The 23,841-nt window shown below is 63.2% G+C and carries 18 protein-coding genes; 10 read left to right on the top strand and 8 right to left on the bottom strand.

What is annotated here, in order from left to right:
• Positions 1 to 80: 80 nt before the first annotated feature.
• Complete coding sequence (locus CH339_RS15445) at positions 81 to 1,007, bottom strand: histone deacetylase family protein (protein ID WP_111435263.1); 927 nt, start codon at positions 1,005 to 1,007, stop codon at positions 81 to 83.
• A gap of 69 nt (positions 1,008 to 1,076) precedes the next feature.
• Positions 1,077 to 2,078 carry an L-threonylcarbamoyladenylate synthase gene (locus tag CH339_RS15440; protein ID WP_111435262.1) on the bottom strand — a complete coding sequence of 334 codons (1,002 nt, stop codon included), beginning with the start codon at positions 2,076 to 2,078 and terminating at the stop codon, positions 1,077 to 1,079.
• 175 nt (positions 2,079 to 2,253) lie between these two features.
• Between CH339_RS15440 and CH339_RS15435 the strand changes: the two genes are divergently transcribed.
• The gene (locus CH339_RS15435; RefSeq protein ID WP_111435261.1) at positions 2,254 to 4,041 is read left to right on the top strand and encodes an acyl-CoA dehydrogenase; all 1,788 of its coding nucleotides are present in this window, start codon (positions 2,254 to 2,256) and stop codon (positions 4,039 to 4,041) included.
• A gap of 5 nt (positions 4,042 to 4,046) precedes the next feature.
• Positions 4,047 to 4,799: a crotonase/enoyl-CoA hydratase family protein gene (locus tag CH339_RS15430; protein ID WP_111435279.1), complete on the top strand. Its 753-nt coding sequence runs from the start codon at positions 4,047 to 4,049 to the stop codon at positions 4,797 to 4,799.
• A gap of 217 nt (positions 4,800 to 5,016) precedes the next feature.
• Here CH339_RS15430 and CH339_RS15425 read toward each other — a convergent pair whose 3' ends face one another.
• On the bottom strand, positions 5,017 to 5,988 hold the full coding sequence (locus CH339_RS15425; RefSeq protein ID WP_111435260.1) for a DnaJ C-terminal domain-containing protein: 972 nt from the start codon (positions 5,986 to 5,988) through the stop codon (positions 5,017 to 5,019).
• Between the two features lie 245 nt (positions 5,989 to 6,233).
• On the opposite strand from CH339_RS15425, the gene pdxH reads away from it, so the two are divergent.
• Positions 6,234 to 6,851 (top strand): pyridoxamine 5'-phosphate oxidase, encoded by a 618-nt coding sequence (gene pdxH, locus CH339_RS15420; protein WP_111435259.1) that lies wholly within the window; start codon positions 6,234 to 6,236, stop codon positions 6,849 to 6,851.
• 162 nt (positions 6,852 to 7,013) lie between these two features.
• Here pdxH and CH339_RS24730 read toward each other — a convergent pair whose 3' ends face one another.
• The gene (locus tag CH339_RS24730) at positions 7,014 to 7,160 is read right to left on the bottom strand and encodes a hypothetical protein (protein WP_170138539.1); all 147 of its coding nucleotides are present in this window, start codon (positions 7,158 to 7,160) and stop codon (positions 7,014 to 7,016) included.
• Between the two features lie 1,123 nt (positions 7,161 to 8,283).
• Positions 8,284 to 9,666, bottom strand: a complete 1,383-nt coding sequence (locus CH339_RS15415) for an aminotransferase (RefSeq protein ID WP_111435258.1) — start codon at positions 9,664 to 9,666, stop codon at positions 8,284 to 8,286.
• 225 nt (positions 9,667 to 9,891) lie between these two features.
• Between CH339_RS15415 and CH339_RS15410 the strand changes: the two genes are divergently transcribed.
• Together CH339_RS15410 and CH339_RS24380 are read left to right on the top strand one after the other, a co-directional pair.
• On the top strand, positions 9,892 to 10,593 hold the full coding sequence (locus tag CH339_RS15410) for an HAD family hydrolase (protein ID WP_111435257.1): 702 nt from the start codon (positions 9,892 to 9,894) through the stop codon (positions 10,591 to 10,593).
• Between the two features lie 197 nt (positions 10,594 to 10,790).
• A complete protein-coding gene (locus tag CH339_RS24380) occupies positions 10,791 to 11,402 on the top strand; it encodes a hypothetical protein (protein WP_146610196.1) in 612 nt (203 codons plus the stop codon).
• A 115-nt stretch (positions 11,403 to 11,517) separates the two neighbouring features.
• On the opposite strand, the gene CH339_RS15405 is transcribed toward CH339_RS24380, so the two are convergent.
• A complete protein-coding gene (locus CH339_RS15405) occupies positions 11,518 to 12,372 on the bottom strand; it encodes a universal stress protein (protein ID WP_111435256.1) in 855 nt (284 codons plus the stop codon).
• 10 nt (positions 12,373 to 12,382) lie between these two features.
• Positions 12,383 to 13,873, bottom strand: coding sequence for a SulP family inorganic anion transporter (locus CH339_RS15400; RefSeq protein WP_111435255.1), 1,491 nt, complete (start codon positions 13,871 to 13,873; stop codon positions 12,383 to 12,385).
• Between the two features lie 455 nt (positions 13,874 to 14,328).
• Between CH339_RS15400 and CH339_RS15395 the strand changes: the two genes are divergently transcribed.
• The 5 genes from CH339_RS15395 to CH339_RS15375 all read left to right on the top strand — a co-directional run bounded on the left by CH339_RS15395 (position 14,329) and on the right by CH339_RS15375 (position 22,869).
• Positions 14,329 to 16,017 carry a DUF262 domain-containing protein gene (locus tag CH339_RS15395; RefSeq protein ID WP_111435254.1) on the top strand — a complete coding sequence of 563 codons (1,689 nt, stop codon included), beginning with the start codon at positions 14,329 to 14,331 and terminating at the stop codon, positions 16,015 to 16,017.
• Between the two features lie 238 nt (positions 16,018 to 16,255).
• Positions 16,256 to 17,887 carry a long-chain-fatty-acid--CoA ligase gene (locus tag CH339_RS15390; protein ID WP_111435253.1) on the top strand — a complete coding sequence of 544 codons (1,632 nt, stop codon included), beginning with the start codon at positions 16,256 to 16,258 and terminating at the stop codon, positions 17,885 to 17,887.
• 227 nt (positions 17,888 to 18,114) lie between these two features.
• Entirely contained in the window at positions 18,115 to 19,800 is a 1,686-nt protein-coding gene (locus tag CH339_RS15385) for a methyl-accepting chemotaxis protein (RefSeq protein ID WP_170138538.1), read from the top strand.
• Positions 19,801 to 20,205: 405 nt separating this feature from the next.
• Positions 20,206 to 21,891: a methyl-accepting chemotaxis protein gene (locus tag CH339_RS15380; protein WP_111435251.1), complete on the top strand. Its 1,686-nt coding sequence runs from the start codon at positions 20,206 to 20,208 to the stop codon at positions 21,889 to 21,891.
• A 159-nt stretch (positions 21,892 to 22,050) separates the two neighbouring features.
• Entirely contained in the window at positions 22,051 to 22,869 is an 819-nt protein-coding gene (locus CH339_RS15375; protein WP_170138536.1) for a DUF1499 domain-containing protein, read from the top strand.
• Here CH339_RS15375 and CH339_RS15370 read toward each other — a convergent pair.
• Positions 22,851 to 23,762 carry an MBL fold metallo-hydrolase gene (locus tag CH339_RS15370; protein WP_111435249.1) on the bottom strand — a complete coding sequence of 304 codons (912 nt, stop codon included), beginning with the start codon at positions 23,760 to 23,762 and terminating at the stop codon, positions 22,851 to 22,853. The genes CH339_RS15375 and CH339_RS15370 overlap by 19 nt on opposite strands.
• Between the last annotated feature and the right edge of the window lie 79 nt (positions 23,763 to 23,841).

Genomic DNA, 23,841 nt, shown 5'->3' with positions numbered 1-23,841 from the left:
CGGGCGAAAGGCCCGCTGATTCCCATTGCGCCCAAGGATTTGCCCTGGGAGCCCAAAGGTCAACCCGGCCCGGCCAGGTGTCAGGACCCCATCAGCGACAGCACATGGGCGGCGGTGGAGCGGGCGAGGGATTCCAGGTCGTAGCCGCCTTCCAGCAGCGAGACCACGCGGCCCTCGCAGGTGCGGTCGGCGATGTCCATCAGCTTCTTGGTGGCCCAGGCGAAATCGGCCTCCACCAGGTTGAGGTGGGCGAGCGGGTCCCGGGCGTGGCCGTCGAAGCCGGCCGAGATGATGATCAGGTCCGGACTGAACTTCTCCACCGCCGGCAGGATGGCGATGTCGAAGGCCTCGCGGAATTCCGCCCCGCCGGCGCCAGGATCGAGCGGCGCGTTGACGATGTTGCCGACGCCGGTCTCGTTCGCTGCCCCGGTGCCGGGATAGAGCGGAAACTGGTGCGTGGAGGCGTACATCACGGTGGGGTCGTTCCAGAAGATGTCCTGGGTGCCGTTGCCGTGATGGACGTCGAAATCGATGATCGCGACCCGCTCCGCGCCGTGCTTGCGCTGGGCCTGGCGGGCGCCGATGGCGGCGTTGTTGAACAGGCAGAAGCCCATCGAGGTGTCGGCCTCGGCGTGGTGCCCCGGCGGCCGGATGGCGCAAAAGGCGTTCTGGACGATGCCCTTCATGACGTCGTCGACGGCAAGGATCGCCGCGCCAGCCGCCCGCGAGGCCGCCTCCCAGCTTCCCGACGAGACGGTGGTGTCGGAGTCGATATGGGCGACGCCCTCCATCGGGATCGACGCCTCGACGTCGAGGATGTGCTCTTCCGGATGGGCAAAGAGGAGCTGTTCCATCGTCGCCTTCGGCGGCACGTCCCGCTGCAGCGACTGGAAACGCTCGTGCTCCAGGATGCGGTCGATGGCGCGCAACCGGTCGGCGCGCTCCGGATGGCCGAGCGGCGTGACGTGTTCCAGGAACACGGGGTGCGAAATGTAAAGCGTGGCCAATGGCGTTTCCTGTTGCTCCCGAATTGGGAATCAGACGATGGAGCCGGGACGCTTGTCAACAAGTGTATTTTACGGATGATGCATATTTCGCGGTGCAGCCGCTCTGGCAAGCCGGTCGCGGATCGCCTCGCCGAGGCCGTCTGCCGGGATCGGCATGACGGCAATCGTCGCCGCGCCGCTTGCGTCGAGCCGACGCATCAGGCCGAAGAGATTTTTCGCCGCTTCCGTCAGATCGCCGGCAGCCGAGAGGTTGGCAACGGCAAGGGCGGCGTCCGCTCCCGGCGGCAGATCGGGACCGAAGGCGAGCAGCGCCTCGCCGGGCCGGACGTCCTCGGCATCGAGCCGGACGCCGGCATCGGGCGCGTAGTGCGAGGCGAGCATTCCCGGCGCCGAGGGGCGGTCCGCGGCGTCCTTAGGGGCCGCAAGCGGCCGGCCGAGAAGCTCTTCGATGGCGCCGCGGGGGATGCCGCCGGGCCTGAGGAGAACCGGGTCGGGCCCGACGATGGCGACGATGGTCGACTCCACGCCGACCGGGGTCGGCCCGCAATCGATGATGCCGGCGATGCGCTCGCCGAGATCGGCGGCGACGGCTTCCGCCGTCGTTGCGCTGATGCGTCCGGACCGGTTGGCGCTGGGCGCGGCAAGCGGCCGGCCGAGCGCCGCCGTCAGCGCCCGCGTCACCGCCGTGGCCGGGACCCTGAGCCCGACGGTCGACAGCCCCGCGGTCGCAAGATCGCAGATCGGCGACGAACTCCGGCGCTCCACGACGAGGGTCAGCGGGCCGGGCCAGAACGCCTCCGCCAGCTTTCGCGCCGTCGCATCGAAGACGCCGTGGCGCTCGCCGGCTTCCAGGCTCTCCACATGGCTGATCAGCGGGTTGAAGGTCGGCCGCTCCTTGGCCGCGAAAATGCCGGCCACCGCATCGGCGCTGGTGGCGTCCGCCGCAAGCCCGTAGACCGTCTCGGTCGGCACGGCGACAAGGTCGCCCGCGGCAAGGTATTGCAGCGCTTCGGCAAAGCCCGGGTCGCCGTCGAAACGGGTCGGCAGAGGATCGATGGGCCAGATCTTCATGGCGGTCCCCGGGAGCCGGCGCCGGCCGGTCCGCAGCGGCCGGGCACGCGTAACCCGCCATTGACGGGGCGGCGGGGGGCGATAGAGTGCTGGAAAAAGTACGAACTGGCGCGGTTTTGACGCCGCTTGCCGCAGGCGTCAAGGGGCCGGTGCCGGTCCTTGAGGGAGGAATTTCATGAGCTACCGCGCGCCGGTGTCCGATATCGCCTTCACCCTGAAGCACATGACCGGCGTCTCGGAACTTCTCGCCGAGGGCCGCCTCGGCGATCTCAGCGAAGACCTGATGGACGCCATCCTGGAGGAGGCCGGCAAGTTCGCGAGCGAGGAGATCGCGCCGCTGAACCGCGTCGGCGATGCCGAGCACGCCCACTTCAAGGACGGCAAGGTGACGATGCCGGAGGGCTGGCGGCGGGTCTATGAGGCCTGGTGCGCGGCCGGCTGGGCGGGTCTTTCCGCGCCGGAGGAATTCGGCGGCCAGGGGCTGCCGACGGTGATGCTCGCCGCCACACAGGAGATGTGGAATGCCGCGTCGATGGCCTTCGGCGTCGGCCCGACGCTGACCGTCGGCTCCATCGAGGCCTTCGCCGCCCATGCCAGTCCCGAGGTTCAGGAGCGCTATCTGAAAAGGCTCGTCTCGGGCGAATGGATGGCGACCATGAACCTGACCGAACCCCAGGCCGGCTCCGACCTCAATGCGCTGCGCACCCGGGCCGAGCGCGCCGGCGACGGCAGCTACCGGTTGTTCGGCCAGAAAATCTTCATCACCTATGGCGAGCATGACCTCACCGACAACATCGTCCATCTCGTGCTGGCGCGCCTGCCCGATGCGCCGGCCGGCACCAGGGGCATCTCGCTCTTTGCCGTGCCGAAATTCCTCGTCAACGAGGACGGCAGCCTCGGGCCCGCCAACGACCTCCTCTGCGCCAATGTGGAGGAAAAGCTCGGCATCCACGGCTCGCCCACCTGCACCATGCTCTACGGCGAGAAGGACGGTGCCGTCGGCTGGCTGGTCGGCGAGGAAAATCGCGGCCTTGCCTGCATGTTCACGATGATGAACAACGCCCGCCTGATCGTCGGCCTGCAGGGCGTCGGGATCGCCGAGCGCGCCTTCCAGCAGGCGCTCGCTTATGCCGAGGAGCGCCGCCAGGGCCGCAATCCGGACTGGCAGGGCGAGGGCATGGCGCCGATCGCGCTGCACCCGGATGTGCGCCGCAACCTCGCCACCATGAAGGCGCTCGTACACGCCTCGCGCGCCATCTGCTACGCCTGCGCGGAAGCCATCGACCGCGGTCGCATCGAGGAGGGCGAGGCCGGCAAGACCTGGCAGGAGCGGGCCAACCTGCTGACGCCGCTCGCCAAGGCGTTCTCCACCGACATCGGTTTCGAGGTCGCCTCCATCGGCGTCCAGATCCATGGCGGCATGGGCTATGTGGAGGAGACCGGCGCCGCCCAGCACCTGCGCGATTCCCGCATCGCCATGATCTACGAGGGCACCAACGGCATCCAGGCGATCGACCTCATCATGAGGAAGCTGCCCCAGTCCGGCGGCGAGGCCGTACGCGGGTATCTGTCTGAGCTGCGTGAGGTAGCGGAAAGGGCCGCAGCCTCCAACCGGGTCGATTTCGGCCGCATCGGCGAGAGGCTGAATGCGGCGCTGGACGACACGGAGGTCGCGACGGAATGGCTGCTTGCCGCCGTCGGCGAGGGCCGCATCTCCGAGGCGCTGGCCGGGGCAACGCCCTATCTGCGGCTGCTGTCGCTCGCCGCCGGCGGCGCCGGCCTTGCCCGCGGCGCGCTTGCCGCGGCGAATTCCGCGGACGGCTCGGGTGCCGCCGCCGCCCACATCCACACCGCCCGGTTCTTTGCAGAAAACATCCTGACGGCCAGCGGCGGCCTGAAGGAAACGGTCACCGGCGGTGCGGCGAGCATCCTTGCCGCCGATCCCGACCTCCTGTCGGCGTGACCGCGATGACCGAACACATCCGCATCGACCGCGAGGCCGGCGTCCAGCGCCTGCGCCTCGACCGCCCGGAAAAGAAGAACGCCATCACCAACGCCATGTACGAGACACTCACCGAGGCGCTTCGCACCGGCGAGCAGGACGAGGCGGTCCGCGTCCATCTGCTGGCCGGCGTGCCCGGCGCATTCACGGCCGGCAACGACATCGAGGACTTTTTGAGCTTTGCCGAGGAGGGCGCGCTCGGCGAGGCGGTGATCCACTTTTTGAAGACGCTGGCGACCGTCGACAAGCCGATGATCGCCGCCGTCGACGGGCTCGCCATCGGCATCGGCACGACCATGCTGATGCATTGCGACCTGGTCTATGCCAGCCCGAACTCCGTGTTCCGCACGCCCTTCCTCGACCTCGGCCTGGTGCCGGAGGCGGCCTCCAGCCTGCTCGCCCCGCGGCTCCTCGGCCTGCCGCGGGCGTTCGAGCTGCTCTGCCTCGGCGCCACCTTCGACGCCGAACAGGCCCACGCGGCGGGCCTCGTCAACGCGGTGGTGCGCAGCGACGATGTGGAGACCCAGGCCTTCGCCGCGGCCCGCGAACTGGCGGCCAAGCCCCAGGCGGCCCTGACGGCCGCGCGCCGGCTGCTGCGCGGCGATCCGATGGACGTCATCGCCCGCATCGAGGAGGAAGCCGACCTCTTCCGCGAGCGCCTGCGCTCCGAGGAAGCCCGCACGGCCTTCCACAGTTTCCTCAGCGGTAAGCCGGGGTAGGGGAGCGTCGTCGCCGGCATCGGAGCGGGTTGCCCCTGGATTGCTTCGCTGCGCTCGCAATGACGATAACTGATTGATTCATAAAACAAGACGTCATTGCGAGGAGGCCTTTAGGCCGACGCGGCAATCCAGCGGGCAGTCGCAAAGAATAAACAGCCATCAGTAGATCATCATCGGTGGCCGTCCGTTGCAGATCAATATCTCAGAAGCGTCCGCCCTACGCCGCGCCGAATTCCTCGCCGCGGGCGGAATAGCGCCTGGCGTCGCGCCATTTCTTCATCAGCTCTTCCAGATCGCTGTCGCCGCCTTCCGGCAGGGTGATGCGAAGCTGGATCAGGAGGTCGCCGCGCCCGCCCTTAGCGAGCGGCAGGCCCTTGCCGCGCAGCCGCAGGGTGCGCCCGCCATTCGAGCCCGCCGGCACCGTCATTTCGACCGCGCCCTCCAGCGTCGGCACCCGCACCTTGGCGCCGAGCACGGCCTCGTCGAGGCCGATCGGCAGGTCGAGCTTCAAGGTGTGGCCGTCGACCTTGAAGAGCTTGTGCGGCGCAAAGGCGACCTTGACCAGCGCATCGCCGGCCGGCCCACCGAGCTGGCCCGGCTGGCCCTGGCCCTTGAGCCGGATCTGCTGGCCGTCGTCGACGCCCTGAGGCAGCGCCACGTCGAGGGTCTTGCCGGTCGGCAGCGTCACCCGCGCCTTCCTGCCGGCGACGACGTCCTCAAGGCTGACGGAGGCCGTCACCGTTACGTCCTCGCCGCGCACGGCCTGGGGCTGGGCCCTTGCGCCGAAGCCACCGGCCTTGGCGCGCCGGCCGCCGCCCATGCCGCCGAGAATCTGGCTGAGGATGTCGTCCATGCCGACGTCGGACATGTTTTCCGAGGAATAGCGGAAGCCGTGGGCCTGGCCGCGGTCGCCGCCGAAGCCTCCGAACCCGCCGCCCGGATGGCCCTCGAAGCCGTGAAAGGTCGGCTTGCCATCGGCGTCGATCTCGCCGCGGTCGAACTTGGCCCGCTTTTCCTTGTCGCCGACGATTTCATAGGCGGTGTTGATCTCGGAGAATTTCGCCTGCGCGGCCTTGTCCCCCGGATTGCTGTCCGGGTGGAACTTCTTCGCCAGCTTGCGGAAGGCCTTCTTGACGTCGGCCTCCGAAGCGTCCCGCGAAACACCGAGAACGGTATAAGGATCACGCATTCAGATCGTCCCGTATGTTGTCTTTTCCGCCGACGGCGCAGACCGCGCCCGTCGGCCCTCTCTCACCGGCAATATGGGAACCGATAGGAAAAAATTCCAGAAGCCGGCAGGCGCGCGAGTGCGATCCCGCACCATCCGCCGGCGCGCCCGCCGAGTTGTAGCGGCTGGCGGGGTGATTGTCAGCGCGATTTGCTGTATGCCGCGATCCAGAAGGAAGAAGAAAACAACGATCAGGATCTCCAGCCGTGACCCAAGAGGCCGAAGAGCACGATATTTTCGACAGTGACGAGCCGTTCCGGCTGTTCGGCGAGTGGCTCGCCGAGGCGGAAAAGACCGAACCCAACGACCCCAACGCCATGTCCCTGGCGACCGTCGATGAAGACGGCATGCCCGATGTGCGCATGGTGCTTTTGAAGGGCGTCGACCCGGCCGGCTTCGTCTTCTACACGAACCTGGAAAGCACCAAGGGCGTCGAGCTCGCGGCAACGCCGAAGGCGGCGCTCTGCTTTCACTGGAAGAGCCTGCGCCGGCAGGTGCGCGTGCGCGGCCCGGTCGTTCCCGTCACCGATGCGGAGGCGGACGCCTATTACGACAGCCGCGCGCGCCAGAGCCGTATCGGCGCCTGGGCCTCACAACAGTCGCGGCCGCTGGAAAGCCGGTTCCATCTGGAAAAGGAAGTGGCCCGCTATGCCGCCAAATACGGCATCGGCAAGATCCCCCGGCCGCCGCATTGGTCGGGGTTCCGCGTGGTGCCGCAATCGATCGAGTTCTGGCGCGACCGCCCGTTCCGGCTGCACGACCGCCTGGTCTTCAGCCGCGACCACGACAAGGCGCCGTGGCAAACGGTGCGCCTGTTCCCGTAAACGAGAAGAGCGCGAACGCCGAACATCCCGACCCGTTCACCGCAAAGGCCGTCCCGCCAGCCGCGGGGCGCTCCGCGAAATCGCCGAAAGATCCACCCTCGCGGCGTGACGCCGGAAAGGGGCGCGGCGATGTCGGGATGTTTTTTTAGAAAGACCCGGTGGTCACTTGCGCGACTTGCCGGCGTCCTTCTTTTCCTGGCAGCAGATGGCAGCAGCGCTGACGGCCGCAATGCCGACCGGCTTGTATAGACGGTCCAGATCCGAATCCTTGTCATTGCGGATCATTGCTTCGGCAGTCTTGTAGTCCATAACGAAAACCCACCCATCGTGTGGTTTGCGGACCCCGACACAGTTCCCCGAGCCCGCGGTGATGTGACTGTTTTGCGCCCGACTTGGACGCGACGGCTCACCTAGGAGGCGATTGCGCCATAATCGTGATGGTTTCTGAAACCTTCCCTATCGAGCCAATCACATTCTGTGTCGCTCCATGACATAGTCCGCCGATTTCGGCGCCATGGTGCAATTTTCGGCATGCTGCCGCCGGTGCCGCACCTTCAATGTGCATGGCATGTGCGGGTGAAACAGTATTCCGAATACTTGTTATCCCGGCGCGATCTTCAGATAGGAAAATCGGAATTGATTCCGAAATGACAACAAAAACAGTAAAATGGAATCCCTTGTGTCAATCATATGGTCTTTTACGGAAAGGCCGTAAAACGCGTTAAGAGGTGCAAGGAATTGGTCGAAATGCGATTTTCGCCGGCGCGACTGTTGCACAAAAAGCGCGCGCCAAAACGAATTCAAATCTGTGATCACGAAATCGCTTTGCACGGCGCATGTTACCGCATGTGAGGCGAAATATTTCAACGCGTGAGCCCAGTCCGCGGCTTTTCGTTAACACTTTTCGCCGCTCTGTCGGGCCGTCCGGCGGGTCAAAAATCCCGAATCTCCGGAATTCCCCTTATCCATCAAAAGTATAAGAAGGCGGGTGAATCCACTTAATGCATGTAGAATGAATGTATTGTGGATGGGGCCGATACGACGCGGGTGAGGCGGCGTTCACAGGCGCCGGCGATCTGGTGCTCGCCATCGCTTCCCTCTGCCGTCACCCCGGCCCTCGAGCCGGGGTCCGTTGCCCTCACCGGACGGTAGGCCATGGGTTGGTGAAACAAGGCCTTTGCGTCGACGATGGCCGCATCGAGGTCCGCGATGGGCTGCCGCGCCGGGAGGGGCAATGGGCCCCGGGTCTCCGCTTCGCTCCTCCCGGGGTGACGACGGAGAGCTGCGCCGGCTTTGTGCTGAAGCCGGCACGCCGTGCACCTCGATCCCGATAGGGATCGCAAGGCCGAACGGCCGCCGGCGCCGATGCGCCGCCCTCGCGCAAGGCCAGCGAGCGTTAGCGAACGCTCGGCCGTGAGCGAGAAAAGAGCTTTTACTTCTCCCGAAGCCCTTCCTTGCGGACCCAGTCCTCCGCGTCGCCCAAGGCCGCTTCCATCTTGTCGAACAGGAGGTCCAGCTCCGCCTCGGTGATGACCATCGGCGGGCAGAGGGCGACGGTGTCGCCGATCGGCCGGAAGATCGCGCCGCGCGCCTCGGCGAATTTGACCATCCGGGCGGCAACGCCGGATTTGGCGCCGAACGGCCGCTTTGTGGCCTTGTCGGCGACCAGTTCCACGCCGCCGATCAGCCCCTTGCCGCGCGCCTCGCCGACGAGGGGATGATCGGCAAGCTTTGCGAGCCGCGCCTCGAACTGCGGCGCCAGTTTCCGCACATGGCCGAGGATGTCGCGCTTCTGGTAGATCTCGATGGCCTTGGCGCCGACGGCGCAGCCGAGCGGGTGGCCGCCATAGGTGAAGCCGTGGCCGAAGGCGCCGAGCTTGGCGGACTCCGCCTCGAACGCCTCGACCATCCGTTCAGGCACCAGGACGGCGCCGAGCGGCGCATAGGCCGACGTCATCTGCTTGGCGGCCGACAGCGTGTCCGGCTCGAACCCGTAGGTCTCCGCGCCCCACCAGTTGCCGGTGCGCCCGAAACCGCAGATCACCTCGTCGTCGATGAAGAGGATGTCGTGCTCGGCAAGGATCGGCCGGATCGCCTGAAAATACCCCTCCGGCGGCAGGATGACGCCGCCCGCGCCCATGATCGGCTCGGCAATAAAGGCGGCGATCGTCTCCGGGCCTTCCGCCTCGATCAAAGCCTTCAGGTTTGCCGCCAGACGGGCGACGAAATCATCCTCGCTCTCGCTCGCTTCGGCGAAGCGGTAGTGGTGCGGGCAGTCGGTGTGGAGGACGCCGGCCACCGGCAGGTCGAAGTCGCCATGGACGATCGGCAGCCCGGTCAGCGAGCCGCTCATCACGGTCACCCCGTGATAGGCCTTCATGCGCGAGATGATCTTCTTCTTTTCCGGCCGGCCCAGCGCGTTGTTGTAGTACCAGGCGAGCTTGACCTGGGTGTCGTTGGCCTCCGAGCCGGACGAGGTGAAGAACACCTTGGAGACCGGCATCGGCGCGATTTCCTTCAGCTTTTCGCCGAGCTCGATGGCCGGCTCCATGCCCTTGCCGCCGAACAGGTGATAGTAGGGCAGCTTGTGCATCTGCTCCGTGGCGGCATCGATCAGCTCCGCGTCGCCGAAGCCGAGGCCGGCGCACCAGAGCCCGGACATGCCCTCGATATATTCGTTGCCCTGGGTGTCGTAGACGAAGACGCCCTTGCCGTGGTCGAGCACGAGGGGGCCGGTCTGGGGCAGCGTGTGCAGCGGCGTATAGGGGTGGAGGATGGTGGCGAGATCGCGCGCCTGGACATTGGTCAGCGGCATGGTCGGCTCCTCAAATGATAAAAGAAGGCGCGGCCGTCGGGCTCTCTCATCTGTCGCGAAAAGGGCGCGGCCGGGTCGTAACGATCCCCCAAGCCTGATCACAGTTGTGGGGCGACCGCAAGGCCCGCCGTTGGCGCGGCGCCAAGGGGCTGCTATGTCCTCGCGCGGCGCCGGACGCGCCTGGTCGTTGGTTATCCGTGAAGACCGGCAGGGGGAGAAAAAAACGTGACGATCCGGGCTGTGCTGTTCGACAAGGACGGAACGCTACTCGACTTCGACGCCACATTCGGCCCGGCCGCCCATGCGGTGCTGGACGATCTGTGCACCGGCGACGCGGCGACCATGGCGGACCTCGCGGAAATCGCCGGCTACGACCTGGCGACCCGGCGCTTTTCCCGCGACTCCATCATCTTCGCCAACGCCACCGGCGACTACGCGCCTTTCCTCGCCGAGCGGCTGGGCATTGCCTGCGACGCCGCCCTCATCTCCCGCATCGACCGCTTGCTGGAGGAAAACTCCGTCCGCCACGCCGCAACGCTCCCCGGCGCGGAAGCCCTGCTGACAGACCTTGCCGCCGCCAACATCCTCACTGCGTGCATCACCAACGACACGGAATCCTGCGCCCGCGCCCAACTGGCCACCGTCGGCATCGACACCCACCTCAAAGACGTCATCGGCTACGACACCGGCCACGGCTGGAAACCCGACCCCGGCCAGATCAACGCCTTCGCGCAGATGAACGGCCTGGCGCCGCGCGAAATCGCCTTCGTCGGCGACTCCTTGCACGACATGCGTGCGGCCAAGGCCGCTGGGGTGTTGGCCATCGGGGTGACGACGGGGATGCATGAACGCGCGGTGTTGGCGGAGCATGCGGATCATGTGGTGGAGGAATTGGGGGAAGTGTTGGGGGTGGTTGGAGTGGAGTAGGGGGATTGGCTGATGACGCGGGTGTAGGGCGCACTGCGCCGAGCTCGCCGCGACCAATGGCCATGCGTGTCAATCGTCGTTCAACGCTATGTTCCTACAGCCGAAAATTGTATCCTTGCCCACCAAGCGCAGCCGCCCGACCGTGCATTCGAAAACAGCTTTCGATACGAAAGCGCCCCAAGCAGAGAAACGCGAAAATGAACGCAAGAAATAGGGAGAGTTGGCTTAAATTTATTATGTGTTTTGGTTTCTTGATCATGTCAGGCCAGAGTTCCTTATCCGGAGAATTTGACGAAGATGAATTTAATAACGCTATCCGTGAGAAGAGATATGAATTCGCGTGGGAATTAATCCGGAATTACTCTCCGGAGGATGACGGCGGTATATACTTCCAGAAAGCAGTATTGCTTGGATCTGGGTTCCTCAAAACCGGTATTGACAGATGCGGTGCCGTCAGAAATTTGGAAACAGCCGAGGCCCAGGGTGCAAAATACGCGAGAGGCGCACTGAATTATCTCTATAGAGGAGACTGGGCGACAATTGCGGCGTTGGAGGGAAGTCCGGCTGCCTTGTTCGAAATCGGCGAAAGGATGCGTGGTGCAACACCTTCCGGCAACCCGTTTGCCGCTCTGGACCCAGGAAGAAACATTAGACTTTCTTATAATTACTTCAAAAATGCTTCGATGCTCGGGCACAAGGGCGCGCAGAAGGAGTTGCTTGAGCTAGAAAGGGAGTTCGGGAAAAGGTTCTTCGAGGGGGGTTACAAGAAGATGAGCTTTAGATCCGTGATCTGCCAAATCAGGCAATAAGACGAATATTGAGACTGAGATAATCCGCGCCGCCTCTTGGCCAACTATTCTTCGAAAACTCGTCTTTCCGACCGCTCGATCGCAGCGCCCGCCCGGCCTCTGCCTTCGCCCCCCCCTACCGCATCAACAAAATCGGCACCTTACACGTCCGGATCATCTCCGAGGTCGTCGAGCCGATGATCAGGTTGCGGATGCGGGAGTGGCCGTAGGCGCCCATGACGAGCATGTCGTAGCCGCGCTCTTCGACGAGGCGGGCAAGGGCGGCTTCCGGGCGGCCGGGCTCGACGACGATCTCCACGTCGAGGCCGCCGGCGGACAACAGCGCCCGCGCGTCGTCAAGGGCCTTTCGGACCTCCCGCGTCTCCGTGCCGGCGAAGGCGAGCGCCACGGGCAGGCGTGCGGCGAGCGTGCTGCGGGCCAAAAAATCCACCGCCTTCAGGGAGGAGGGGCCGCCGTCGAAGGCGATCAGGATCTTTGAGACCGGCGCGAATTCGCGGTTGGTGACGAACACCGGCTTGTGGCTGGAGCGCACGACCCGCTCCAGGTTGGAGCCGAGATGCCCCTTTGCCATGTCGGCCGCCTCGCCGCGCTTGCCGATGACGACGATGTCGCCATTGTGCTCCTTGGCCTGCAAGGTCTCGACCAGATCGCCCTGGCGCAGCCGGGTCTCGACCGCAACGCCGTCGGCTTCCACGATCGCCCGCGCGTCCTCCAGGATGGCGCGGCCTTGGGCGTGGCTGAGCTTGGCGCGCTTGGCGTCGAGCTCGGAGAGTTCCGCCAAAAGGTTGGAGCGGGCGCCGAGCTGGATCGCGCCGCTGAGGTCGTGCCGGTCGTCGCCCTCGGTGCGGGCGGTGACGTGATAGATCTTGACCGTCGCCTTCAGCCTTTTCGCCAGCCAGGCCGCGTAGTGGCAGACGCTCTTTGAGTATTTCGAGCCGTCCACAAAGGCGATCAGAGTGCCGGTTGTCATCGAAATCTCCCTAATGCCCGAGCAGTTTTTCCATGGCGCCGGGCTTGTCGTGAATAGCCAGCCTGTCGACGATGGTCTCCGAGGCCTCGTTCATGCCGACAATATCGACCTCGGCCCCCTCGCGGCGGAATTTCAGCACCGCCATGTCCAGCGCCGAGACGGACGAAATGTCCCAGATATGGGCGTGGCTGACGTCGATAGTCACCTTCTCCGGCGCTTCCTTGAAGTCGAGCGCCTGCATGAAGCTTTCCACCGAGGCAAAGAAGAGCTGGCCCTCGATGCGGTAGGTGCGGTGCCGCCCGTCCGGGCTGATCGTCGTCGTCACCCGGAAGATCTGGGCGATCTTCCAGGCAAAGAACAGGCCCGAGAACAGCACGCCGACGAGGACGCCGATGGCCAGATTGTGCGTGTAGACGACGAAGACGACCGTCGACAGCATGACGATGGAGGAGGAGCGGGGATGCTCCTTCAAATTCTTGATCGAGCTCCAGGAAAAGGTGCCGATCGAGACCATGATCATGATCGCGACGAGGGCCGCCATCGGGATCTGGCCGACCAGGTCGCCGAGCACGACGACCATGAAGAGGAGGCAGGTGCCCGCGGTAAAGGCGGAAAGCCGGCCGCGCCCGCCGGATTTCACGTTGATCATCGACTGGCCGATCATGGCGCAGCCGGCCATGCCGCCGATGAAGCCGGTCGCCGTGTTGGCGAGGCCCTGGCCGATGCATTCCTGGTTGCGGTCGGACGATGTGTCGGTGAGGTCGTCGACGATCTGCTGGGTCATCAGGCTTTCAAGCAGGCCGACGACGGCAACGGCCAGCGAATAGGGAAAGATGATCCGCAGGGTCTCGAAGGTGAACGGGATGTCCGGAATGAGGAACACCGGCAGCGTGTCCGGCAGATCGCCCATGTCGCCGACGGTGCGCACCTCCCAGCCGAAGGAGATGGTGAGCGCTGTCAGGACGACGATGGTCACCAGCGGCGAGGGCACGGCGCGGGTGAGGCGCGGAAAGAGGTAGATGATGGCAAGGCCCGCCGCGACCAGAACATAGGTCAGCGGCGGCACGCGCGACGGGTCGAGCTCGGGCAGCTGCGCCAGGAAGATGAGGATGGCGAGCGCATTGACGAAGCCGGTGATCACCGAGCGCGAGACGAACCGCATCACCGAGCCGAGCTTCAAGAGCCCGGCCCCGACCTGCAACAGTCCGGCAAGGACGGTGGCGGCCAAGAGATACTGCAGGCCGTGGTCGCGCACCAGCGTCACCATCAGCACGGCCGTCGCCGCCGTCGCCGCGGAGATCATCCCCGGCCGCCCGCCGGCAATGGCGACGACCACCGCGATCGAGAACGAGGCATAGAGCCCGACCTTGGGATCGACCCCGGCAATGATCGAAAACGCAATCGCCTCGGGAATAAGCGCCAGCGCCACGACGAGGCCCGACAGAAGGTCGGCCCGGATGTTGTCGGTCCACTGGTGTCGGTAGCGGGTGAAGTCGATCATGAAGAGCCCAAATTCTATCGCCCTGCGCAGCCGGCGCAGCCATGCAAGAAAGGTGTCGCGGAATGTCCGACGGATCGGCGGCGGGGGAGGCGCCGCCCGGGATCATCGCCCGGATCCGTGGTGTGGGGGCTCTCATAGCGTGTTGCAGTGCAAAAACCAAGTCGGGAGGGGAATTCGACGGTGGGGAAGGGGTGCCTCCTTGCGGATACATGATCGCACGAGGCTGTTAGAGTATGCTGATCGCGTTGTGGCGTTCTCGACGAAGGTGTTTGGCTTTCGAATCCGGAGGCCATCGAGCGAAGATAGTCGTCATGATTTGGAATTGGGCTTGATATCCATTTCCGATAATGTTCCGACGGTTGACTGCTTATTATACAGATCGTTTCGAATCTTGGATTCACGGCGGGTGAATTTTGAGTTTTGACCTAGAAAATTCCAAGAAATAGGAGAGTGTAATGGTAAAGAAAATTAGTGGGGCTGAACATCCGCTATCGAAGATTTTTAGCTCTGAATTCGAGTTCGTAATTCCTCCTTATCAAAGGCCGTATGCTTGGACTGTTGATCAAGTTTCGGAATTATTGGATGACTTGATAGAATTTTATGGAGAAGAGGAGGAGGAAGGGTATTTTTTAGGTAGTATAGTTCTGATAAAATCAGATTTTTCTTCGTATTCTGAGGTTATTGACGGTCAGCAGCGTCTTACGACACTGACCATAATGTTGTCAGCTATGGCTTCCGCGCATTGTGGGGCGTTGGCACCCGAGCTCAAGCCGTACATTCTTGAACCGGGAAAAAAGATGGAGGGCATTCGGCCAAAGCCACGATTGACGCTTCGCGAGAGAGATATTGAGTTCTTCGAAAATTATATACAAAATTTCCGGCTCGATGAGTTGTTTGAATTGAGCGAGTCATCGTTATCGAATGAGTCGCAAATAAACATTAAATTAAATTCTAAATATATTTTAAATAAGATTGAGAAAAAGTTCGAAGAGGTTGCGGATTTAGAGGATTTTGTGCGCTTTTTGATGACGCGTTGCTATCTGGTTGCAGTTTCTACTCCCACTCAAGAATCTGCATTTCGTGTGTTTTCAGTCATGAATAGCCGCGGGCTCGACCTTCAGCCCACAGATATCATCAAAGCAGATGTGATCGGTAAGTTAAGGGACGAGGCCGCACGTCGATGTTACAACGAAAAATGGGAGGAAATGGAGGTAAAATTAACAAGAGGCGGTTTTAACGATCTATTTAGCTATATTCGGATGATTTTTGCCAAGGAAAAAGCCAAACGCTCTCTTCTCGAAGAGTTTAGAAAGCATGTATTGATCGTAAATCCATATCCCGATAAATTGATTGATGATGTCATTGAGCCATTTTCGGACGCTCTCGATGATATTCGTTCAGTTTCATTTGCTTCAGAAAGATACGCCGAAGAAATAAATAGATATATTGTCTGGTTGAAGAGGATAGATAATTCGGATTGGGTTCCTCCCGCCATGCTTTTTTTGAAAATGCACAAGCACAGGCCAGTGCACGTTTTAAGATTTTTTCAGCTTTTGGAGCGCTTAGCGGCCTTCATGCATCTTGCTCGATACAATGTTAATGATCGAATTGATCAATACGCGGACACTATTTCGGAGGTAGAGAAAGGGCTTGAGCCTGATGAAATGGATTCGCTTTATTTCGATAGGGATTACGCAAGGGAGTTCGAAGAGATTCTTGATGGGGATATTTATAGACTGACGCCCCGGAGACGAAATTACCTGGTTCTTCGCCTGGATTCTTTTGTCTCGGATGGGGCGGCTACATACGATCCTCGGATTTTAACGATTGAACATGTGCTTCCACAAACTGTAGATGAAAGTAGTCAGTGGGCGGATTGGTGGCCGGATCTCAATGAGCGCCAACGTTGGGTTCATCGCTTGGCGAATTTGGTGCCTCTAAATAAAAGAAAAAATTCGTCGGCGCAAAATTATGAGTTCTCGAAGAAATGCGATATATATTTTTCTGGAACAAATAATGTTTCCTCTTACGCGCTGACAAGCCAAGTAATTGCTCAAGAAAAATGGGTTCCAAGGATAGTTAAGAACCGACAGAAGACGCTTATAAGGGCGCTAATGCATGGTTGGGAACTCGAACGGGAATAATGGAGAATTTCATGGATCTGAAGGAAATAGAATAGTGGTCCTTTTTTCATAACACGGCCGATTTGATCGGGCCGCAGCCACATAACGGACCGACCGTGATGATACTGGAGTACGAATGCCATCGATAGGCGATCAGCGTTGCAATTTGGAACTGGCGCCCACTCACGCCCCCTCGACAAACCCTCTCCCCAGCCGCTTAATTGCACCCAACGAGAACAAAACTCCAGGGAGAGACGCCATGCTGGGCCTGATGCAGGACTGGCCGCTGTTGTGTACGAAGATCCTCGACCATGCCGCCACCTATCATGGGCGGCGCGAGGTGGTTTCGCGGTCGGTGGAGGGGCCGGTCCATCGCACCGATTATGCGACCCTGCGCCGGCGCTCCCTGCAGGTCGCCAAGCGGTTGGAGCGGGAGGGGATCGGGCTCGGCGACCGCTGCGCGACGCTCGCCTGGAACACCTGGCGCCACATGGAGGTCTGGTACGGCCTCCTCGGCCTCGGCGCTATCTACCACACGGTCAATCCGCGGCTCTTTGCCGACCAGATCACCTGGATCGTCAACCACGCCGAGGACCGGCTGCTGTTCGTCGACCTCACCTTCCTGCCGCTGGTGGAAAAGATCGCCGCGGACCTGAAGACGATTGAAAAAATCATCGTCCTCACCGATCCGGACCACATGCCCGAGGTGTCGCTGCCGAAAGAGGTTGCGGTCTATGAGGACTGGCTGGCCGAGGCCGACGACGATTTTTCGTGGGCCGAGTTCGACGAGAACACCGCCGCCGGCATGTGCTACACCTCCGGGACGACGGGATCGCCCAAGGGCGTCGTCTATTCCCACCGCTCCAACGTGCTCCACGCCATGGCCGCCGTGACGCCGGACATGATGGCGATTTCGAGCCGCGACCGGGTGATGCCCGTGGTGCCGCTGTTCCATGCCAATGGCTGGTCGCTGGCCTTTTCCGGCCCGCTCGCCGGCGCCACCCTGGTGCTCCCCGGCCCGCGCATGGAGGGCGAGGCGATCCACGGGCTGCTGCAGGACGAGCGGGTGACGATGACGGCCGCCGTGCCCACCGTCTGGCTGATGCTCTTGCAGCACCTGGAGGCGACTGGCGGCACGCTCGATTACCTTGAGCGGGTCGTCATCGGCGGCTCGGCCTGCCCGCGGGCGATGACGGAAGCCTTCCAGACCCGCTACGGCGTCGAGGTCTACCACGCCTGGGGCATGACGGAGATGAGCCCGCTCGGCTCGATCTGCACGCTGACCCCGGAATATGCCGACCTTGAGGGCGCCGCGCGCCTCGACATCCAGGAAAAGCAGGGCCATCCGCCCTTCACCGTGGAAATGCGGGTGACCGACGACGAGGGCGTCGACGTGCCGTGGGACGGAAAAACCTTCGGCCGGCTGAAGGTGCGGGGCCCGGCGGTGGCGGAAGCCTATTTCAAGGGCGAGGGCGGCGAGATCCGCGACGCCGAGGGCTTCTTCGATACCGGCGACGTCGCCCATATGGACGAAAACGGCTACATGCAGATCACCGACCGCTCCAAGGACGTTATCAAGTCCGGCGGCGAATGGATCTCGACCATCGACCTGGAAAACCTCGCCGTCGGCCACCCGGACGTCGCGGAAGCCGCCGTCATCGGCGTTGCCCATCCGAAATGGGACGAGCGCCCGCTCCTCGTCGTCGTGCCGCGCGAGGGCAGGGAGCCGAACCGCGACGATATTCTGGCCTTCATGGCGGGCCGGGTCGCCAAATGGTGGCTGCCCGACGACGTCGTGGTCGTGGAGGAAATCCCCCACACGGCGACCGGCAAGATCAAGAAGACGACGCTCCGCGAGCAGTTCGGCGACTACCGGCTGCCGACCGCCTGAGCCGGCAGGAAGGCGTCGCAACCACGTAATTTCAGACGCCGCAATCGATGCGTGTGGCTGTTGCCATGCAGTATTACCAATTCCTACGAAGCAAAACATTTCAAGGGGTTGCGTCGATTTTGCGCAGCCTGTTACCGCCGGTGCTTAAAAGAAATATTAAGTGTATCCAGCCTAATGTCCCGCAAGCCAATTCTGGCATCCTTCGCGCATCATCTGAGGACAATCCAATGCGTCGTCTCTTCCCGAAATCCATGGCGGGAAAACTCTACGGGCTGGTCGGGTTTTTCACCATCTGCTTCGGCATTTCTTTGCTCTACCAGATGCAGTCGCTGCACGAGAACCTTGAGGTTTTCAAAAAGGCGGAAATCAAAAGCGTCGTTGAAGCCGCAAAAAGCATCGTCGCCTCGTATCACGACCAGGCGGTGAAGGGGGAACTGACCGAGGAAGAGGCGGTTGCGCGGGCCAAGGCCGCGCTCAACGCCCTGCGCTACCAGGACGGAAGCTACATCTTCGTCAACAACGAGGATGCGGTGACCATCGTCCATCCGATCCATCCGGAGAATATCGGCAAGGATCGCTCCAACGCCAAGGACGGCACCGGCAAGCTCTACGTCAAGGAATACCAGAACGCGGCGATCACCAAGGGTTCCGCCTATGTCGGCTATTCCTGGAAGAACCGGCAGGGAGAGTTCCTGCAGAAGATGAGCTATGTCACCTACTTCAAGCCCTGGGGCTGGGTCATGGGCACCGGCGTGCTGATGGAGGACCTGCAGGCAGTGTTCTGGAGTGCCGCCTATCGCAGCGCCATCATTTCGCTCGTCTTCGTCATCGTTGCCGTCGGCCTCGGCTTCCTGCTCGTGCGGTCGGTCACGGTGCCGATCCGGGCGCTCAGCCAGCGCATGCTGTCGCTCGCCGACAACAATCTCGACGATCCGGTCGAGGGGACGGAACGCAGCGACGAGATCGGCGAGATGAGCCGTGCCGTCTCCGTGTTCCGGGAAAATGCCCTCGTTCGCGGCGAGCTGGAGCAGCAGACCGAAGAGGAGCGGCTGAAGGAACACGAGCGCCAGAAGGAGGTCGACCGGTTGATCAAGTCGTTCCAGGCCGACGTCCAGGAGGTGCTGGGCACGGTCGAGGAGAACGCCGTCCGCCTGGAAGGCGCGGCCAAGAACCTGCAGGACATCGCCGCGGAAACCGAGCACAATTCGGCAAGCGCGGCCTCGGCCTCCGAACAGGCGACGGCGAACGTCCAGACCGTGGCGTCCGCGGCGGAAGAACTGTCGGCCTCGATTGCCGAGATCACCCGCCAGGCGACCCAGTCGAGCGCCATCGTCGACAAGGCCACCAGGAGCGCCGAGGCGTCCAATGCCAAGGTCGCGAGCCTCGACCAGGCGGCCCAGAAGATCGGTGAAGTGGTCAGCCTGATCCAGGCGATCGCCGAACAGACGAACCTTCTGGCCCTCAACGCCACCATCGAGGCGGCCCGCGCCGGAGAGGCCGGCAAGGGCTTTGCGGTCGTTGCCGCCGAAGTGAAGGAACTCGCCACCCAGACCTCAAAGGCGACGGAAGAGATCTCCGCCCAGATCCACGCCATCCAGGGCTCGACCCGCGAGACCGTGACGGTGATCGAGGAAATCTCCCGGATCATGGAGGAGGTGCACGGCTACACCACGGCGATCACGACGGCCGTCGGCGAACAGAACGCCGCGACCATCGAGATTTCCTCCAACGTCCAGGAAGCGGCCGGCGGCACCCGCCACGCAACCGAGAACATGGTCGGCGTTACGGAAAAGGCCGCCCAGACCACCGAGACCGCCAAGGACGTGCTCCGTTCCACCACCGAGACGGCCTCGAACACCGCGCGCCTGCGCGGCCAGATCGAGCACTTCCTCGGCGCCGTCGCGGCGAGTTAGCGCGTATTCCCGAACCGAAGGTCCGCGTCAGCGAAAAGTGGGGACCGGTTCTCGGACAAGAATACGCGTCGAAACAAAAAGCTAGAGCGTTTCGGGCGGTTCCGTGAACGCGTGAAACGCTCTGGCAACGAGCCCCGGCTTCAGACACCAAGAGGCGACGAACGAACGGCCCCGGAGGCGACCCCGGGGCCGTTTTTTGTGCTGGACCTTCAAGGTTCGGGACGCGGGCGCATCGAACGGAACCCGCACCGGGCAGAGGCGGGCATCAGTAGAAAAAATCCACGATACACCACTTATGCTTGAATAAAGGGTGCCGGGCACAGCATCCGGAGGGCGATAAGCAAAGATTAACGCTTAAAAACTAGTTTCCGCTCAGATCTGATCGGCCCTCCAGGAGCGTATCCAATGCATAAACTACTTCCAAAATCCTTGGCTGGAAAGCTTTATGGATTGGTCTTGTTCTTCAGCGTCTGTTTCATCGTCTCGTTGCTGTATCAAATGCAGACGTTGTACAACAACCTGGAGTCGTTCAAAAAGTCGGAAATCCGCAGCGTGGTGGAGTCGGCCGAAAGCGTCGTCGCCGGCTATTACAAGATGGCCGAGGCGGGCACGATCACCGAACAAGAGGCGATGGCCCGCTCCAAGGACACCATCAACGCCCTCAGGTACCAGGGTAACGGCTATGTCTTCGTCTTCGACGAGAACTACACCGGCGTGGTCCATCCGGTCCGGCCTGACAATGTGGGCAAGAATTTCTACGACGTCACCGACAGCAACGGCAAATACCACGTCCGCGAGTTCGTCGACATCGCCAAGTCCGAGGGCCGCGGCTACACCGACTATTCCTGGGAAAACCCCGAAGGCAGGATGCTTCCCAAGAAGAGCTACATCGCCCACTTCAAGCCCTGGGGCTGGATCATCGGCACCGGCGTCCTGATGCAGGACATGCAGGATATCTTCTGGTCGGCGGCCTATCGCAGCGCCGGCATCTCCCTTGTCTTCGTGGCGTTCGCCGTCCTTCTCGGTTTCTTTGTCGCCCGCTCGATCGTCCGGCCGATCAGGTCGCTGAGCGGGCGGATGCTGGCGCTTGCCGACAACAACCTCGAAGACCCGATCGAGGGAACGGAGCGCGGCGACGAGATCGGCGAGATGAGCCGGGCCGTTGCCGTCTTCCGCGAGAACGCGCTCGTCCGCAGCAAGCTGGAACACCAGACCGAGGAAGAGCGCCTGAAGGAAATCGAGCGCCAGAAATACGTCGAAAAACTCATCGCCTCGTTCCAGGCCGACGTCCAGGAGGTTCTCGGCACGGTCGAGGAGAACACCCGGCATCTGGAAGAATCGGCGAACCACCTGCAGGAGATCGCCGCCCAGACCGAGCACAATTCGGCCAGCGCCGCCGCCGCCTCCGAGCAGGCGACGGCCAATGTCCAGACCGTGGCGTCGGCGGCGGAAGAGCTGTCGGCCTCGATTGCCGAGATCACCCGCCAGGCGACCCAGTCGAGCGCCATCGTCGAAAAGGCGACCAGGAGTGCCGAGGCCTCCAACCAGAAGGTCGCGAGCCTCGACGAAGCCGCCCAGAAGATCGGTGAGGTGGTCAGCCTCATCCAGGCGATCGCCGAGCAGACCAACCTCCTCGCCCTCAACGCCACGATCGAGGCGGCCCGCGCCGGTGAGGCCGGCAAGGGCTTTGCGGTCGTTGCCGCCGAGGTGAAGGACCTCGCCACCCAGACTTCCAAGGCGACGGAGGAGATTTCCGGCCAGATCACCGCCATCCAGGGCTCGACCCGCGAGACGGTGACCGTGATCGAGGAGATCTCCAAGATCATGGAGGAGGTCAACGGCTACACGACCGCGATCACGACCGCGGTCGGCGAGCAGAATGCCGCTACCGTGGAGATCTCCTCCAACGTCCAGGAGGCCGCCGGCGGCACCCGCCAGGCGACCGAGAATATGACGGACGTGACGGAAAAGGCCGGACAGACCACCGAGACCGCCAAGGACGTCCTCGGCTCGACGACCGAGACCGCGGCGAGCACCAACCGTCTGCGCAATCGTATCGAGACGTTTCTGGCCGACGTTGCCGCCGGCTAACGCCGGCCCGCGCCGCACGACGAAGAGGAACGGCCCCGCATTCCGGGGCCGTTTTTCGATCACGGGCGCAACATGGCCGTACTTGCACCCCTTGCAATGGTTCTCTCGGCACGCCCGGACATGCTATGGGCTTTGTCGGGACAACGCATCGGGACCTCCATGACCGCAAGACTGCGCATCCGCCGCTCGCGCCTGGCGCGGCTCAGCCGCTGGCTCGGCATCCTCGCCGTGCCGATCCTGGTGATCACCGGCCTTGCCCACCGGGCCGGGGTGATGGATCCCATCGCCGCCCTGATGGGCATCGGCGTCGGCTCCATCTTCGGCTTCTTCGCCGTGCTGTTTGCAGTGACCGCCCTCGGCGTCATCTGGTATCGCGGCCATCTCGGCACCGGCGATGCGTTTCGCGGCCTGATCGGCGGCGCGCTCGCGCTCATCCCCATGGGCTTCGTCGTCTGGGGCATCCTGCAGTTCCCGCAGATCAACGACATCACCACCGACATCGACAACCCGCCGCGCTTCACCGGAACGGTCAGGAGCGGCTGGGGCGTCAACGGGCCGGCGCCGCCGGAGCGCGATGTGCGCGAGCGCCAGCGCGCCGCCTATCCCGACATCGTGCCGCGCCGCTTCCCCCTAGAGCCCTCGCAGATGTTCGAGGCGGCCAAGCGCGCGGTCGCCGGTCTCGGCTGGCAGATGGTGTCGGAAATGCCGCCGGTCGAGCCCTTCAACGAGGGTCACCTGCAGGCGATCGACCGCACCCTCCTCTTCGCCCTGCCGGACGATGTCGCCATCCGCATCCTGCCCGACGACTACGGCGCCCGGCTCGACGTGCGCTCCGCCTCCCGCTACGGACGTCATGACATCGGCACCAATGCCCGCCGCATCCGCGAGTTCTTCGCCGCGCTCGACGATGCGGTTCTGGAGGTCGCCGCCGAGGCGGCCGGCGAGGAAGGCGAGGGGGATCAGCCGGCGAGCGAATAGCGGTTGTCGATCCCCGGCGCGCCGTCGGTGACGACGATACCACGGGCGACCAGGTCCTCCAGATGCGCCAGCAGCGACAGGCCGGCGGCTCCGTAGAGCCGGCGGTCGACGTCCGCATAGATCGTCTCGACCATCACCGGAATGGTTTCGTCGCCAGCAACGAGCCGCGCAATGACGGCGCGCTCGCGGCCGCGCCGGTGGGCGATCAGCCCGGCAAGGAACGTCTGCGGATCGTCGACGGCGGCGCCGTGGCCCGGCAGCAGCCGGCGGTCGTGCCGGGCGATCAGCTTGTCGAGCGAGGCCATGTAGTCGACCATCGCCCCGTCGGGCGGCGCCACGATCGAGGTCGACCAGGCCATCACATGATCGCCGGAAAACAGGAGGTCTTCCTCCGCGAGCGCGAAACAGGCGTGGTTGTCGGTATGGCCGGGGGTCGTCACCACCTCGATGGTCGCATCCTCGCCCGCGATCCGCATGCCGTCGGTGGCGAAGATATCGGGCATGAAGTCGGTGTCGCCCGAGGCATCGAGCGGGTTGATCTCGCCGATATGGAGCGGCCGCGCCGGCCGGTGCGGACCCTCGGCGACAATCGGCGCGCCGGTTGCGGCCTTTAGTGCGCGCGAGGCCGGCGAGTGGTCCCTGTGGGTGTGGGTGACGAGGATGTGGCTGACCGGCCGCTTGCCGATGGCGGCGATGAGCGCCTCCACATGGGCCGGATCGTCCGGCCCCGGATCGACCACCATCACGGTCCGATCGCCGACGATGTAGCTGTTGGTGCCGTGGAAGGTGAACGGGCCGCTATTGGCGGCTGTCACCCGCGCAACCAGCGGCGTCAGGCGCACGGGCTCGCCGTGGCGGGGCTCGAAATCGGTGACGAAGGCAAGGGCACTCAAACGGGATCTCCCGGTCCGGCAGCTCGTCGGCCGCGTGGCGGCGGCCTCTCCACTCCCCGGGAAAATTGCGCGGTCGTGC

It is taken from the genome of Rhodobium orientis, from assembly GCF_003258835.1.
GTDB classification, from domain to species: Bacteria; Pseudomonadota; Alphaproteobacteria; order Rhizobiales; family Rhodobiaceae; genus Rhodobium; species Rhodobium orientis.
This window is presented reverse-complemented; position numbering and strand designations above follow the sequence as displayed.